At 29.9% G+C, this 16236-nt stretch carries 13 protein-coding genes, 1 other RNA gene and 1 pseudogene; 13 read left to right on the top strand and 2 right to left on the bottom strand.

Annotated elements, in window-relative coordinates; all coding sequences use genetic code 11:
- Positions 1 to 9: 9 nt before the first annotated feature.
- The 10 genes and pseudogenes from BUA86_RS05570 to BUA86_RS16395 all read left to right on the top strand — a co-directional run.
- Positions 10 to 249, top strand: a complete 240-nt coding sequence (locus tag BUA86_RS05570) for a hypothetical protein (protein ID WP_072930642.1) — start codon at positions 10 to 12, stop codon at positions 247 to 249.
- A gap of 65 nt (positions 250 to 314) precedes the next feature.
- Complete coding sequence (locus BUA86_RS05575) at positions 315 to 776, top strand: hypothetical protein (RefSeq protein ID WP_072930643.1); 462 nt, start codon at positions 315 to 317, stop codon at positions 774 to 776.
- Positions 777 to 796: 20 nt separating this feature from the next.
- Positions 797 to 1381, top strand: a complete 585-nt coding sequence (locus BUA86_RS05580; RefSeq protein WP_072930644.1) for a hypothetical protein — start codon at positions 797 to 799, stop codon at positions 1379 to 1381.
- Positions 1382 to 1596: 215 nt separating this feature from the next.
- Positions 1597 to 2859, top strand: coding sequence for a WG repeat-containing protein (locus BUA86_RS05585; RefSeq protein ID WP_072930646.1), 1263 nt, complete (start codon positions 1597 to 1599; stop codon positions 2857 to 2859).
- A 34-nt stretch (positions 2860 to 2893) separates the two neighbouring features.
- A complete protein-coding gene (locus BUA86_RS05590) occupies positions 2894 to 3448 on the top strand; it encodes a hypothetical protein (RefSeq protein ID WP_072930648.1) in 555 nt (184 codons plus the stop codon).
- A gap of 52 nt (positions 3449 to 3500) precedes the next feature.
- Complete coding sequence (locus tag BUA86_RS05595; protein WP_072930650.1) at positions 3501 to 4082, top strand: LOG family protein; 582 nt, start codon at positions 3501 to 3503, stop codon at positions 4080 to 4082.
- Positions 4083 to 4316: 234 nt separating this feature from the next.
- Positions 4317 to 5162 carry a transketolase gene (locus tag BUA86_RS05600; protein WP_072930652.1) on the top strand — a complete coding sequence of 282 codons (846 nt, stop codon included), beginning with the start codon at positions 4317 to 4319 and terminating at the stop codon, positions 5160 to 5162.
- Between the two features lie 18 nt (positions 5163 to 5180).
- Positions 5181 to 6662 (top strand): hypothetical protein, encoded by a 1482-nt coding sequence (locus tag BUA86_RS05605; RefSeq protein ID WP_072930654.1) that lies wholly within the window; start codon positions 5181 to 5183, stop codon positions 6660 to 6662.
- A 36-nt stretch (positions 6663 to 6698) separates the two neighbouring features.
- Positions 6699 to 7640 carry a transketolase family protein gene (locus BUA86_RS05610; protein WP_178300404.1) on the top strand — a complete coding sequence of 314 codons (942 nt, stop codon included), beginning with the start codon at positions 6699 to 6701 and terminating at the stop codon, positions 7638 to 7640.
- Between the two features lie 193 nt (positions 7641 to 7833).
- Positions 7834 to 8559, top strand: a pseudogene (locus BUA86_RS16395) (LuxR C-terminal-related transcriptional regulator); the annotation flags it as partial.
- A gap of 32 nt (positions 8560 to 8591) precedes the next feature.
- Here BUA86_RS16395 and rnpB read toward each other — a convergent pair.
- An RNA gene (gene rnpB, locus BUA86_RS05625) (RNase P RNA component class A) lies at positions 8592 to 8896 on the bottom strand.
- A gap of 86 nt (positions 8897 to 8982) precedes the next feature.
- Entirely contained in the window at positions 8983 to 11508 is a 2526-nt protein-coding gene (locus tag BUA86_RS05630) for an ATP-dependent Clp protease ATP-binding subunit (protein WP_072930658.1), read from the bottom strand.
- Positions 11509 to 11893: 385 nt separating this feature from the next.
- Between BUA86_RS05630 and BUA86_RS05635 the strand changes: the two genes are divergently transcribed.
- The 3 genes from BUA86_RS05635 to BUA86_RS05645 all read left to right on the top strand — a co-directional run bounded on the left by BUA86_RS05635 (position 11894) and on the right by BUA86_RS05645 (position 16146).
- Positions 11894 to 12874, top strand: a complete 981-nt coding sequence (locus tag BUA86_RS05635; RefSeq protein ID WP_072930660.1) for an ATP-grasp domain-containing protein — start codon at positions 11894 to 11896, stop codon at positions 12872 to 12874.
- Between the two features lie 80 nt (positions 12875 to 12954).
- The gene (locus tag BUA86_RS05640) at positions 12955 to 13719 is read left to right on the top strand and encodes a rhomboid family intramembrane serine protease (protein ID WP_229731739.1); all 765 of its coding nucleotides are present in this window, start codon (positions 12955 to 12957) and stop codon (positions 13717 to 13719) included.
- Positions 13720 to 13902: 183 nt separating this feature from the next.
- Positions 13903 to 16146: a zinc-dependent metalloprotease gene (locus BUA86_RS05645; RefSeq protein WP_072930662.1), complete on the top strand. Its 2244-nt coding sequence runs from the start codon at positions 13903 to 13905 to the stop codon at positions 16144 to 16146.
- The last annotated feature ends 90 nt before the right edge of the window (positions 16147 to 16236 follow it).

The raw sequence follows: 16236 nt of genomic DNA on the forward strand, positions 1-16236 counted from the left end.
TTTTTTGAAATGGAAAAGAAACTAAAATTAATATGGGATTTTTATGGTCCCGATGCTATACCGACTGCAAAACATCATGCTATACATTTAAAACAGTATGCAGAAAAAGAAAAGTTACAAAGTTCACTTTCGGAATTTGTAGAGATTGAACCAGAATATGCAGTTGCTTATTTGGTGGTAGTAGAATCTGAAATGATGAAAGTTCGCGATGCACTTATACCTCATCGTGGGGAATGGCATAATGAGTAATAATTTAACAAAAAAAGAGAAACTTGTAGTTTCTCTTTTTTAGTACATCGATAATAAATTTTATAATGAAAGAATACAACTTAGAACTTTTTGCAGATTACTTTCAATTTTATATTTCAGACGAAAATTCTGAAAGTAATTTAGGTGAATATTGGACAGATTTTGCTGTAGAAAATATGATTGCATTTGCAGATGGAATTATAGGAATTGGCACTGCAAGAAATATGGATGTTCCAGTTAAATTACAAATTTTGAATTCTGAACCAGAAGAAGATAATTTCAAATCCTACGATAAAGTAAATGAATGTGATTTAGATGTAAAATCTGGAAAAATTGTTATTGCTGGTTGCACAGATTATTTCCCAGATGCACTAAGAATCCCATTAATCAATGGTATTTATAGAGTACGTATTTGCTATGGTAAATTAAATACTCTAGATGAAACAGGTTTAGAAGGAGAAGATTATTATGAAGTTTATATGTGGAAAACTGAATTTCATAGTCAATTAAAAATTCTAAAAAAATAGAATAAAATTATAATCTACAAATGGATATAGACTCGCTATTGCTTATGTTCTTATTTATATTAGCATTTATTGGAATTCCTGTTGGAATTGGATTATTACTATATTTTATTCCTAAAAAACTTGGCTATCCTAAAATCGCTAAATATCTAATAATCTTATATGGAATTTTTGTATTAACTATGGTTTTTTATACGATGTTTAGTGACGAACTATTCTCTAAAAACAGTGCAAAAGAATTAGTAGAGGAACAAAACATTCAATTAAAAGACGATTTCGAGTTATTAACAAATAAAAGTATGAGTGCTATTGGAGATTACTATCATACTTTTACTTTAAGCATTTCCCCACAAGATAAACAAGAAGCTATAACTAGAATTAAAAATTCTGATAATTTCACATCTAACACAGACTCCATAGATACATTCATGTATCAAAAAGTTCAAAATAGATATTTTGGAAAAAAAATAATTCAAAATTATGAAACTGAAAGCTCTTTTGTTCGAGAATATTTTGAACCAAGTGGACGCGAAGGATATGCTGCTACATTTAGACGTATTAGTATAAGCAAAATAAATAATGAATTACAGTTTGAAGATATTGATTAACAGTATTACTTACATCAAAATCTTATTTTTTTAAGTAAGCAATTTCAGAAAAACAGACTTCACAAAGCATCATAAAATTGAGTGTTTTTTCTCAAAAAAATGTATCTAAATCTTAAAAGGAAAATCTTAAAAAAATTATCTTATTTTCGATGAGAAATTTTAATTGGATTTTACTCCAATAAAATATCAGATACAATACTAAATAAAAACACTAAATGAAACACACTATTTACTCTATTGCATGCTCTACATTGCTACTTTTATCTAACTCATTAATTGCCCAAAAAGATAAATTTAATTACTACATCGCTGGCGAAGAAGGAAAACTTCAAATCCTTAATGAGGAAGGAAAACCAATCACAAATGAAACTTTTAACTATATAGGAAGTTTTTCTGAAGGATTATTTCCTGTAGAGAAAAACGAAAAATATGGTTTTATTAATAGTAAAGGGAAAATTGTTATTCCATTAGAATTTGATTTTGCAAATGAAATGTATGAAGGCGTTTCTATAGTAAAAAACAAAGGTAAATATGGGCTTATTAATAAAAAGGGAAAATATAAAATAAAACCCGAATTAGAGGATGTCTATTTTGATAATTTAAAGGAAGGTATCATCACATTTTCCAAAGATGGATTAGTTGGATTAATGGATAAAAATGGAAAAGTTCTAATCCCTAATAAGTACAAAAGAATCGGAAAAATTGAAAATGGATATGTTAATGCTTTAAAAGATGGAAAATATGGACTTATTGACCTTAAAGGAAACGTTATTCTTCCTTTTCGTTACGCTTATTTAGCAGATTATAACAATGGACATTCGTTATCTTTTAAAGAAACTGAAGAAGGAAAAATGGGACTTATAGATATAAAAGGAAATGTACTTTTAGCCCCTGAATACGAATTTGTTTTTACACAAGATGATGGTTTTATCTCGTTGAAAAAAAATGGTAAAAAAGGAATGGCTGACAAATATGGTAAAATTCTAATCCCAACTGAATACAAAGAAGATTATCAAACATATAACGAAGGTTTAATCCTGTTAGAAAAAGACAAAAAATTTGGTTTTGCAAATGAAAAAGGAGAAATCACAATTCCACTTATTTATGATGAAGCAAATGAATTCAGCGAAGGTCTAGCTCCTGTTCTGAAAGATGGAAAATGGGGTTATATTAATACAAAAGGAGAAACGGTAATTGATTTTCAATTTGTAGGTGTTATGTTATCTTTTTCGGATGGATTTGCAGCTTATGGAAAAAGAAATTATTCTTCTGGAGCACATTATACTTCTGATAAATGGGGAATGATTGATAAGAAAGGTAATATCGTAATAGACAATAAATACAATCGCATTGAAACTGGTTACAATGGAAATTTTATTGTTGAGCTAGATGAGAAAAAATTACTTATTAATAACAAAGAAGAAGTAATTACTGTTTTAAAATATGATGAGCGACCAATCATGATGGAAGCGAATTAAAAATACCTCTCAAATTAACACTAAAAAACACAAAATGAAGAAACAATTCTACAATTATACGATACAATTTATTAAAGAAATAATTCCAGTAATTGCTGGTATTTTAATCGCTCTTTTTATTGATAATTGGAATAATGATAGAAAAGACAAAGCTTATATTAACCAAGTGTTTTATACGATCGACAGCGAACTAAAAGACTCTAAAGAAAGTATTCTTGAAATAGTTCCTTCGCAAAAATCTTTAGTCGATTCTCTAGAATTTTATTCAAACAATAATCAATTAAATGTAATGGATGTTATAAAAAAAGCTGGAGGAGTTCGTGTTCCTCAAATAAAAACAAGTGCATGGAAATCTGTTTCGAATTATAAAATTGATTTAATTAGTTACAACAAAATCACAACACTTTCTAACATTGAAGAGCAAAAAGAGATTTTAAAAGATAAAAGTGAATTCTTGTTGAATATGGCTTATTCTAACTTATACGAAAAAGATAAAAATAAAAAACAAACTGTAAAAATGCTTCTATTAGATATTATTCAGACCGAAAATACAATTCATAAACTTATTGAAGTTTATAATAAAGAGTAAAGTTCTTAAATCATTTATCTTTGCCATTCAAAAATTGTAAAAAGAAGAAATTATGAAAAGAGTGACTGTATTTTGTGGTTCTAGTTTTGGAACTGAAAAAATATATGAAGAGCAAGCTTATGAACTAGGTATGTTTTTAGCAAATAAAAACATTGAATTAGTTTATGGTGGTGCTAATGTTGGATTAATGGGAGCTGTTGCAAATGGTGTTATAGAGAATAACGGAAAAGTGATTGGAGTTTTACCTACATTTCTAAAAAATGTTGAAATAGCACATGAAGGTCTTACGGAACTTATTGTCGTAGATACTATGCACCAAAGAAAAACTAAAATGGATGAACTATCTGATGGCGTAATTACTTTACCTGGAGGTTTTGGTACATTAGAAGAATTTTTTGAAATGCTTACATGGGCTCAACTTGGCTTACATAAAAAACCAATTGCCATTTTAAATATTAATGGTTTTTATGATGAACTTTTATCATTTACACAAACAATGGTAGATAAAGGTTTTCTAAAACAAGTTAATCAAGAAATGTTAATTGTGAGTGATAACATTGAAGATTTATTAAATAAAATGCACAATTATCAAGCTCCAAATGTTGGAAAATGGATTAATAAAGAAGAAGTTTAAGCTTTAAATAAACTCAAAAGATAAAAAAATATAAACACTTTATATTTTAAGAAAACCTTGTTGTATTAATATCCAACAAGGTTTTTATTTTTCCATTAATCAAATTACTATTTGTTTATATTACACTTTTATTGGTCATTTTACTACTGTAGAAAAATCACTATTATTTATGATTCTTCATTTTTTTAGCGAACAAAAAAAGGTTATTTTTGTTACAGAAATTATTTATAAAAGATGACAGTTCAAGAACTTCAAACACAAGTACAACAAACACGAAGAGATATTTTGAGAATGGTGCATGCCGTAAATAGTGGTCACCCAGGTGGATCATTAGGATGTGCAGAATTTTTTACTGCTTTATATGGTAAAATAATGACGTATTCTACAGATTTCTCAATGGATGGTAAAGGAGAAGATTTATTCTTTTTATCTAACGGACATATATCACCAGTTTTTTATAGTACTTTGGCTCGCTCTGGTTTTTTCCCAGTTAGCGAATTAGCTACTTTCAGAAAACTAGATTCTCGTTTACAAGGTCACCCAACAACTCACGAAGGTTTACCAGGAATTAGAGTTGCTTCTGGTTCTCTTGGTCAAGGTTTATCTGTTGCTTTAGGTGCTGCACAAGCAAAAAAACTAAACAACGACGATAAATTAGTTTACACATTACACGGTGATGGAGAATTACAAGAAGGACAAGTTTGGGAAGCATTAATGTATGCTGCTGGTAAAAAAGTAGACAACATTATTTCTACAATAGATTACAACGGACGTCAGATTGATGGAGATACAGATCAAGTATTGCCTTTAGGAGATTTAAAAGCAAAATTAGAAGCTTTTGGATGGATTGTTTTAGAAGAAGAGAATGGAAATGATTTAGAAAAAATTATCGCTATCTTAGAGAAAGCTAAAACATTAACAGGAAATGAAAAACCAGTTGCCATTTTGTTACATACAGAAATGGGTAATGGTGTAGATTATATGATGGGAAGTCATTCTTGGCATGGAAAAGCTCCAAATGATGAGCAATTAGAAAATGCTTTAGGACAAAACCTTGAAACTGATTTAAAGGATTATTAATTCCTTAATAAACTAACTATGAGAAATTTGTTTTTTTCGCTTATAGCGCTGTGCTCTCTAACTACTTTCGGGCAAGAAGCGTCGTATTCTTTCGATAAAAAATTAACGTATAAAATAAATGTTCCCGATGAATATTCTTCGATATTCACGACAAAAGAACCTATTTATTTTATTAATTACCTTTCTAAAAATGCCTTATTAGGAACTGCAGAAGGTTTTGAAAGTTACACTGGCGGAGGAAACTTTAATAGAGAGTCGTTTTTCATCAACAACAATCGTTTTTTTGATGTTTATTCAAATTCTTTAGAAAATACATTATCTATAAAAGCGCCTTATTACTATGAAGGAATTCCTGAAGAAAGTCTAAAACCTTATACAGATAATTTATTTGGACAATTTGAATCAATTAAAAATTTAAATTCTTCAACAACCATCAATGGTTTTGCTTGTAATGAATATGAAATGACATCTAAAAATACAGTAGAAACAACAAAATCTACATTGTGTATAGATGAAAAAAGTAAATTGGATAACGTAAGCTTCTTATTTCCAAAAGCTAAATTAAAAGGTTTATTAATAAGATTGGATGCTGGTGATTTTAATGGAATTACATTAGAAAAAACTGCGGAAGCAAATGCTAAAGTAACTTTTGATGAGAAAAAAGAAATTGAAAGTTTTACTAAAAAATTAGCAGATAAGAAAAAAGAATATGAGGCAAATAATAATTTTGCAGTAGATTCTGTTTATGCTGATTCTGCAATAGCAGCAGATTACTATACGCCAGATAACCGTTACGACGACCCTATAAATAGTTATTATTCTTATCAGACTTCTGAAAATAATAATGTTAATACTCTTTTCAATAACATTGCTTTATTAAATTATAGTTTAGTTTACAACGACAGCGACTATGATGGAAAACCAGATTATGATAGAAATACAGCTCTAAAAGTTGCTGAATCTTCTACAAAACAATTAGTAAAACAATTCAAGAAAAGTAAATTAGCTACAAAAGAAGAAATAGACGAATTAAATAAAATTTTCAAAAAGTATTTTGATGATGCTAAAAAGTTTAAATTAGAAGCTAATCCTAATTATGGTAATAATACAACTATAGAAGACGCTGCTGCTGCCGTTGCTGCAAATTCTTTGGCTGATTATTATGATACTTACGAGTCTACGTACAAAACTACTGATACAAATATTATTGATTTAGCAATTGATAATCCTGATGTTTCAGACTTTTTAAAAGTAGCACCTGAACATTGTAAAAATTTAAATAATAGCATTCCAACATTTTCTGATAAAAACCTGAAGAAAGATCTTCACAATTATGTTGGTCAGGTTTGTGATTTATACATTTACAATAGCGGAAGTGTAGGCCTTGTTGAGACTATAAACTCTATGCGAAAAAGTGCTTTAGACATTATCAATAAATACGACAAAATATCTAAAGATGATAAAGAGAAGTTAACAACTTTCTTAAACTCTTTAGATTAAAAAAATAAAGATTACTCTTTAAAAAATACAACAATGATAGATTTAACATACACAGAAAAAAAAGATACAAGAAGCGGATTTGGAGATGCATTAACAGAATTAGGAAGAACAAATCCTAATGTTGTTGCATTATGTGCGGATTTAATTGGTTCTCTAAAAATGGATCAATTTATTAAAGAAAATCCAGAACGTTTTTTCCAAATAGGAATCGCGGAAGCAAACATGATGGGAATTGCTGCTGGTTTAACAATTGGAGGTAAGATTCCATTTGCAGGAACTTTCGCAGAATTTGCAACTGCTCGTGTTTACGATCAAGTACGTCAATCTATTGCTTACTCAAACAAAAATGTAAAAATCGCTGCATCTCATGCTGGTTTAACATTAGGAGAGGATGGTGCAACACACCAAACATTAGAAGACATAGGATTAATGAAAATGTTACCAGGAATGGTTGTGATTAATCCTTGTGATTATAATCAAACAAAAGCTGCTACAATTGCTGCTGCTGAATATGACGGTCCTGTTTATTTACGTTTTGGTCGTCCTGTTGTTCCTATCTTTACTCCAGCAGATCAAAAATTTGAAATTGGTAAAGGTATTTTAATGAACGAAGGTTCAGATGTAACAATTGTTGCTACTGGACATTTAGTTTGGGAATCTTTAATTGCTGCTGCAGAATTAGAAAAAGAAGGAATTTCTTGTGAGGTAATTAACATTCATACTATAAAACCATTAGACGAAGAAATTATCTTAAATTCTGTAAAGAAAACAGGAAAAATTGTGACAGCTGAAGAACATAATATCTTAGGAGGATTAGGTGAATCTGTTGCAAGAGTTTTAGCACAAAAATTACCTACTAAACAAGCTTTTGTTGCTGTTGAAGATAAATTTGGAGAGTCAGGTAGCCCTTTTGATTTAATGAAAAAATATGGTATCGATTCGACTGCCGTTATACAAAAAGTAAAATCTTTATTATAAAAAAAGAAAGAGCTCTTCGGAGCTCTTTTTTCTCTAATATAGGTCATGATTACTAGGTTGGTTAAGCCTAAAAACATATTTTTACAAATATATTATACTAAAATTATAAACACATACTCATAAATGAGTATATTATGAGTATATTTAATATAATTTAATACTTTTTTCTCTATTACCCCAGAAAAAAATTTTTATGCAAAAAGTATTATCAAGTGACTATGTAAATCAAATAAGGAAAATTTGGAGTGAGTGTGGGGCTAGTTCAACTTCAAATACAATAAATGAAAGTATTTATCACCTAAATAAAGTAAGGGACATTTATGACACTTTAACAATTGGTGAAAGTTTCATTTTTATCATTAACCATAAATCTGGAACATTCGATTACGTATCTCCTAAATCTGAAAGTATTTTAGGATACAAAAGTGATGAGTATACAGTAGAATTATCATTAAACTTAGTCCACCCAGAAGATTTAGATTATGTTATTTCTATTCACCAGCAGATCTATAATATAAACAACAATATTATTCCTCAGAATAGAACAAACTACAAGTTTAATTATGATTTTCGCATGCGAGATTCTAAAGGAACGATAAAGCAAATCCATGTTCAGCACTTCTTTCTTGAACATAATAAAGATTTTCTACCAATTAACTTTCTTTGCGTGATGACAGATATCTCTCAATTAAAAATTGGAGGTATACCAACTTTAAGTCTTTTTAATATCAAAAACGGTTTAAATAATATCTTAAATCAGAAAAACGACCATATAATTCTTACTAATAAAGAAAAAGAAATTGCTGATTATCTTATAAAAGGATATACGAGTCAAGATATTGGGGAAGTCTTAAATATAAGTAAACATACTGTTGACACTCATAGAAGAAATATTCTAAAGAAGAACAACTGTTCAAACACAACAGAATTTTTTAGTTTATTTCTAGAAAAGAAAATAGCAAGCCTATAAGCCGGGTTCTGTCATTACAATGTAATGCTTTGTCATTTATCTAGTATTTAAGTTACCCTAAACATCAATCTGCCTACCCCCCAGCAACGAGCGAGTAGCTCTTAACTGCTGGTATACATGGCATTGCTCCGCATAGAGTTTACCTGGTTTCACTACAGCCGAACTGTACATACTTTCTGTTGCACTTGTCCTCGCCTCTCGACGGACGGGCGTTACCCGCTATGCTACTCTTTGGAGCCCGGACTTTCCTCTTTAAATAAATTAAAGCGACAAAGTGGCTTGCTGCCACAAATGTAGGTTAAAACTAAACAAAATAAAAAGGCTTAAACAATAAATTGCTTAAGCCTTTTCTATAGTATTGATTTATAATTACTAAGATTTTTCTTCTTCTGTTTTTCCTTTAACAGTAATTTTTACTCCATCTTTTTCTTTATTCAATTCTAATAATAAAGAATCTCCTTCTGTAATTACAGCATTTATTATTTCTTCTGCCATTGGATCTTCAATATACTTCTGAATTGCTCTTTTTAATGGACGAGCACCGTAATCTTTATCAAAACCTTTTTCTGCTATAAAGTTTTTCGCATCATCAGTTAATTCTAAATGATAATTTAAAGCAGTTAAACGCTCTTTTAAGCTTGATAACTCAATATCGATAATTTTCATAATATCTTCTTTTTTCAAAGAATTAAATAAAATAATATCATCAATACGATTTAAAAACTCTGGAGCAAAAGCTCTTTTCAAAGCAGTTTCAATTGTAGATTTTGCTCTATCAGCAGCAGAATCATTCTTCGCAGATGTTCCAAATCCAACACCATCTCCAAAATCTTTTAATTGGCGTGTACCAATATTAGATGTTAAGATAATAATTGTATTACGGAAGTCAACTTTTCTACCTAAACTATCTGTTACGTGACCATCGTCTAAAATTTGTAATAAGATATTAAATACATCTGGATGCGCTTTTTCTATCTCATCTAATAAAATTACAGCATATGGTTTACGACGAACAGCTTCTGTTAATTGTCCACCTTCTTCGTAACCAACATAACCCGGAGGTGCCCCAACTAAACGAGATACGGCAAATTTCTCCATATATTCTGACATATCGATACGAATAAGAGCATCATTAGAGTCAAAAATTTCTTTTGCTAATATTTTCGCTAACTGCGTTTTACCAACTCCAGTTGTTCCTAAGAAAATAAATGAACCAATTGGCTTGTTAGGATCTTTTAATCCGGCACGATTACGTTGAATAGCTTTTACAACCTTAGCAACTGCTTCATCTTGTCCAATAACTTTTCCTTTCATTAAATCACTCATCTGAGCTAGCTTTTTAAGCTCTTTTTCTGCAACTCTATGTACAGGTACACCAGACATTAACGAAACAACCTCAGCTACATTTTCATCCGTAACAGTTTCACGATTTTCTTTAGACTCTTGCATCCATTGTGCTTGAGCACGTTTTAAATCATTCTCAATTTGTTTTTCAGAATCACGTAAACGAGCTGCTTCCTCATATTTCTGGGATTTCACAACTTTAGATTTCTCTTCTCTAACTTCTTCAAGTTTAGCTTCAAGATCTAAAATTTCTTGTGGAACTTTTATATTCTTAATATGAACACGAGAACCTGCCTCATCTAAAGCATCAATTGCCTTATCTGGTAAAAAACGATCTGTAATATAACGTGTTGTTAAGCTAACACAAGCTTGTAAAGCTTCGTCAGTATAATTAACATTATGGTGTGCTTCGTATTTATCTTTTATGTTATGTAAAATTTGTAACGTTTCTTCAGGTGTTGTTGGCTCCACCATTACATTTTGAAAACGACGAACTAATGCTCCATCTTTTTCTATGTATTGACGGTACTCATCTAATGTTGTTGCCCCAACACATTGTAACTCTCCACGAGCCAATGCTGGTTTAAACATATTTGATGCATCTAAAGAACCTGTTGCTCCGCCTGCTCCTACAATTGTATGTAACTCATCAATAAATAAAATGATATCATCATTCTTTTCTAATTCGTTCATAATTGCTTTCATACGCTCTTCAAATTGTCCTCTGTATTTAGTGCCAGCAACTAAAGATGCTAAATCTAATGTTACAACACGTTTATTAAACAATACACGAGAAACTTTTCTTTGAACAATGCGTAAAGCTAACCCTTCTGCAATTGCAGATTTACCAACTCCTGGTTCTCCAATTAACAATGGATTGTTCTTTTTACGACGTGAAAGAATTTGAGAAACACGCTCTATTTCTTTTTCACGACCAACAACTGGATCTAACTTTCCTTCTTGTGCAATCGCCGTTAAATCTCGTCCAAAATTATCTAAAACTGGTGTTCTACTTTTAGATGTTGATTTATTAGCAGAAGAAGTTCTTTCGAAATCATTATCGGCATCACCTCCATCAAAAGATGGATTTTCTGCACGTGGTGTATGAATTTCTTCATCCTGAAATTGAAATTGAAATTCTTCTTTTACCGTATTATAATCAATATCTAATTTGTTCATCAATTTTGTTATCGGATCATTTTCATTACGAAGAATGCATAATAAAAGATGTATAGTATTAACTGTTGGGCTTTTAAATAACTTTGCCTCTAAGAATGTTGTTTTTAACGCTCTTTCAGCTTGTTTTGTCAAACTCAAATTTTTAATATGATTACCTTCAGTTTCCTTCGGTGGATTTAAGTTTTCTATTTTTTGACGCATTTCATCCAAGTCTACTTGTAATGCTTCAAGAACAGAAATAGCTTTTCCTTCTCCATCGCGGATAATTCCCAACAGAAGGTGTTCTGTTCCAATTTGATTGTGACCTAATCTCAACGCTTCTTCCTTACTGTAAGAAATAACGTCCTTTACTTGTTGTGAGAAATTATCGTTCATATTATTTAAGCTGTTTTAATCTTTAATAAATATAATTATTCTTCTTTAATATAGCACAAACTATGCCTTTGTCCGAATTGATTTGATGATTCCTTAAAATAAACAAATATTGTCTACTAATTTGAAAACAACTGACATTATTTCATATCAAATCTTAAAGAATTCATAACATTCAAGAAATTTATAAAATCTAATGTCAACCATAAATTGGCTCAAACCTACCTCTAAGATAGAATTTTTAAACCATATATTTTTAATGATTATAAATTTTATGATGATTTTATTCATTTAAGAATTAGAAATTCTTTTCAAGATTTACTTCCAAACTATCAAAACCCAAAGTATATTTGGCTTTTATCATTAATAATTATTTCAATCATAAACAATGAATCCAAGAATAGAAAAGTGGACACGTTATGAGTTTTGGCCATTTTGGTTATTATACGGTCCGTTAACGCCTTGGTACATCTATAAAATTTTTAAAGCGGGAGCACCAGCCTATTTTTGCGCTACAAATCCTGGTATGAAATGGGGTGGATTTATTAATTATCCTAAGATTGATTTACTAAATCAGATTGATGAGGTTTATAAGCCTAAAACTTATTTTTTTGAAAAGTTTGTTTCGCAAAATATTCCTTTCGAATTTCCATTTATTGTTAAGCCTAATGTTGGCGAAAGAGGATTTAATGTAGAATTGATTAGAGATGATAATGATTGGAAAAATTACTTAAAACAAAATAATACGGATTTAATTTTACAAGAATATGTCGATTTCCCTTTAGAATTTGGTGTTTTTTATGTTCGTTTACCAAATGAGGAAAATGGTAAAATTATCTCTATCACTGCAAAAGATTTTTTATCATTTACTGGTGATGGAAAATCAACTATAGAGGAACTAATTCATCAGAATCCTAGAGCTTACTATCGAAAAGATTACTTATTAAAGAAGTTTAGAAAAGAATTAAAATACGTTCTTGCAGAAAAACAAACCATTCTAGCTGAACCTATCGGTAACCATATAAGAGGAACAACTTTTTTAGATAGTTCTCATCTCAAAACAAAATTATTGGAAGAAAGAATTAATACTATCTCTAAAAAAATTGATGGTTTTTATTATGGTAGAATAGATTTAAAAGCTAAAAGTTTAGAAGATTTTAAAAACGGAAATTTTGTCATACTAGAAGTTAATGGTGCAAATTCTGAAGCAACAATTATTTATGATCCTGATTATAATATAGTTAAAGCCTATAAAGAAATTATTCGACATTTAAATTATCAGCATAAAATTGCTATACAAAATAATAAACTAGGTGTAAAATGGACGGATTGGAAATTACTTGCAAAAGAATTAATGACTCGTTTCTAAATTTCACAACAAACCACTTTTGTCATATTTTTTGAAAAGGAATAAAGATTGAAATGATTATTTTCAATAAATCTATTTTTATGAATTTTCCATTTCCAAAAAAAACAATTATTATTCCTCTTCTATTACTCCTTCCAATGTGGGTAATTTTTCTATTCCAAATAAATGGTTACGAAACAAATGGTTGCTATGGTGTTATTCCAAGAACTTTTGTCGGATTGAAAGGAATTCTTTTTTCTCCCTTATTTCATTCAGGTTGGAAACACATCATTAGTAACTCTATTCCATTAGCTTTTCTTAGTTTCTTAGCTTTATTAATGTATGGTAGATTGGCCTATTATGTTATTTTCTTTGGTTGGATAATTTCTGGAATGATTCTTTGGTTAATTGGAAATCCTCCTTTCTTAGATGAAATTGCAAGTTGTCATATCGGAGCTAGCTCTATTGTATATTTATTAGCTTCTTTTATTTTTTTTAGTGGAATTATTAGAAAAGAAAGAGGTTTAATGGCAATTTCTCTTGTTATTATCTTACTATATGGAGGTATGATTTGGGGAATGGTACCTCAAGAAATTCTTCCTCAATTAAAATCAGATGTTGGTAATAATCCTATTTCATGGGAAGGTCATTTAAGTGGTTTTATCACTGGAGTATTTTTTGCTTATTTATTTAGAAGAATTGGTCCACAGAAAGAACAGCCTAAATGGGAGCAAGAGAATTATTATGATCCTAGAGAAGAACAACTTTGGCAAATGTATCAGGAGCATGAACAACTAAAAAATGAATATATAGAGTCTTTAGAAAACAATCATAATATTGAAGATAAAGATTCTTCTCATTCATAATTTTTATTAATTGATAATCAAATATCTATTATTTTTTACATAAGCTTAATGTTGGATAACGCTTATTTACAACACTGATTTACAATCAAAAAAGAACCTAAATTAGATTGATTATAAATAATTATTGTTTTTTCATTGTTTAACTGTTTTTTTTAAAATAGTTTTGCCTAAAATTAAACGCTTATGAGAAAAAATATATTCTATTTATTCATTTTACTATCTTCAGGTTCCGTTTTTGGGCAAAATTGGAAGTTAGTAACGGAATCCGAAGCTTATCCTACAGCTAAATCTGAGTATAAGGATAAAAGAAATCAAAAAATTTTTAAACTAGATCGTAAAACATTAGATGATAAATTAGTTAACGCTACATCTCGAGATAAAGGAGGAGTTGGAACAGTTATCATTATGCCAAATACAAGTGGAAATCTTGAAAGATTTGAAATTTGGGAAGCTTCTAATTTTTCTACAAAAGATCAAGCAAAATATCCTAATTTACGTTCTTATGTAGGAAAAAGTTTAGCAGATCCCTCTTCTTATATTCGCTTTAGTACGGGACCTTCTGGAATAAGTTCTACAATTTTTAGAACAAATGATGTTTCAGAGTTTTTAGAAACATATTCTACAAGTGGAAACTATTTTGAAATTCATCAGAAAAGTACCAAAAATACATTCAACTGTTCAACACCTGAGCTACACAATGATATAAATAAAGTTGATGTAGAAGGTAATAAAACGGCTAAACTTAGTGCTCAACAATTTAAAACATATCGTTTAGCTTTATCAGTTACAGGTGAATATAGTCAAGTATTTGGAGGAACAGTAGAAAAAGCTCTTGAAGCGATGAACAATACAATGACTCGTGTAAATGGTGTTTTTGAAAAAGAAATGGCTGTTAATTTTGTATTTGCAGACAACATAGAAAGCCTTATTTATTTAGATGCTAATACAGATCCATATTCTAATTACACAAAAGGGTTAACGAGAGATAGTCAATATCGTTATGCAAGTGTTTGGAGTGTTGAATTACAAAGAAATTTACGCGATAATTTTGGTGAGTCAAATTATGATATAGGTCATTTATTTGGTCACAGAGGTGGCGGCGGAAATGCAGGTTGTATTGGTTGCATTTGTGATACAGATTTTCCTTTAGGAAAAGGAAGTGGTTATACTTCTCCTGGAAGTGGTTCTCCTATGGGTGATACTTTCGATATTGATTTTGTAGCACATGAAATAGGTCATCAAATAGGAGCTAATCATACTTTCTCTGATGAATGGGAAGATACTGGTGTACAAGTAGAGCCTGGTAGTGGATCTACAATTATGGGCTATGCTGGTATAACAGATTTTGATGTACAAAATCATTCCGATGATTATTTTGCTTATGTAAGTCTTAAACAAGTTCAAGATAATTTGAGTACTAAAGCTTGTGGTATATCTCGTCCTATTTTAAATACTGCACCTAAAATTGAATTAGCTAAAACAACTTATACTATTCCTACAGCAACAGCATTTAAATTAGACGCAAAAGTTTTAGATAATGAAAATGATAACACCTTAATTAATTGGGAGCAGAATAATACAGGAACTAATACTACTACTGGAACAAATAGTAGAGTTAGAAGTACCAAAACTATCGGGCCTAACTTCCGTTCTTTTCAACCAGTTAAAGAAACTTACAGATACTTTCCTAATTTTGAAAGTATTTTGAATGATAAACTAACTCAAACACAAGGTTCGAATACTGTTTGGGAATCTTTAACAACTGTTGGTAGAACGTTCGATTTTACAGTTACAGCAAGAGATCATAATCCAGAAGGTCCTCAGAATGATTATGCACAAGTAAGAGTGGTTGTAGATGCAAACACAACTCCATTTAAAGTAACTTCACCAAATAGTGAGGAAAAAATATATACAAGTGGTTCTACTTTTGACGTAAAATGGGATGTTGGTACTACAAACGTTGCTCCTATTGGAACTGCCAAAGTAAAAGTATCTGTTTCATGGGATGCTGGAAAAACGTTTGAAGAGTTAGGTATTGTTGATAATAACGGTACTGCGAGTTTCCCAATGCCTTCAAATGCTAAAAATATTACAAATGGGTATGTTATGATAGAAGCTGTAGATAACATTTTCTTAGCTGTAAAGAAATTTTCAAGTGAAGAAAAATTAGCTACAAAAGAACTAGAGGCAGAAAAGTTTAATATATATCCTAACCCTTCTAATGGAAACTTTACAATAGAGCAAAAAGTAGCTGGTAAAGTATCAGTAGAAATTGTAGACTTAAATGGTCGTGTTGTATATACAGCTACAGATTCTTCTACAGGAAATTATAAAAAGCAAGTTAGTACTAAACTATCTTCTGGCGTTTACTTAGTAAAAATTACTTCTGTAAATGGAGAAACTACTTCTAAAATTATTATTAAATAATGCATAAGTAGGTTTAAGTAATATAAACTTTAATAAAAAAGCCTTCATAATTGTAATTATGAAGGCTTTTTCTATGGATAAAACTTTAAA

It is taken from the genome of Chishuiella changwenlii (assembly GCF_900142565.1).
Lineage (GTDB): Bacteria > Bacteroidota > Bacteroidia > Flavobacteriales > Weeksellaceae > Empedobacter > Empedobacter changwenlii.